The sequence below is a fragment of the Salifodinibacter halophilus genome (assembly GCA_012999515.1).
In the GTDB taxonomy this organism is placed as follows: domain Bacteria; phylum Pseudomonadota; class Gammaproteobacteria; order Nevskiales; family Salinisphaeraceae; genus Salifodinibacter; species Salifodinibacter halophilus.
The window spans coordinates 1-270 of sequence record JABEEB010000263.1 but is presented as its reverse complement, the minus strand read 5'-3'; the positions used below and the strand labels follow the sequence as shown (position 1 = coordinate 270).

Below are 270 nucleotides of genomic sequence, written 5' to 3'. Positions count from 1 at the left end.
CTGGAAAGACGAGTTCTCCGACCTCGGCCTCGCGCAACTGCTCTGCGAACCGGGCAAGCGCGACACGGTTCGCGTCTTCCGGGTTCTCTGACGCCCCGCGCTCGCTTGTCGCACTCACAAATTGTTTCAATGAAGCCGGCGAACTGAGCGTGCTGACCATGTACACGATGTCCAGCGACGACTTCAGCGTTCACCTGCGCGACTGCGACGAGGCCGGCTCCGGGATTCCCATCACCAGCCTCCCGGACGAAGTCACCTCTCTGGACGACC

At 62.6% G+C, this 270-nt stretch carries 1 protein-coding gene; it reads left to right on the top strand.

Annotated features, from left to right (window positions below; translation table 11 throughout):
• Window positions 1-91, top strand: a 91-nt coding sequence (locus tag HKX41_11585; GenBank protein ID NNC24774.1) for a class I SAM-dependent methyltransferase, incomplete at its 5' end; no start/stop codon positions are given.
• Between the last annotated feature and the right edge of the window lie 179 nt (window positions 92-270).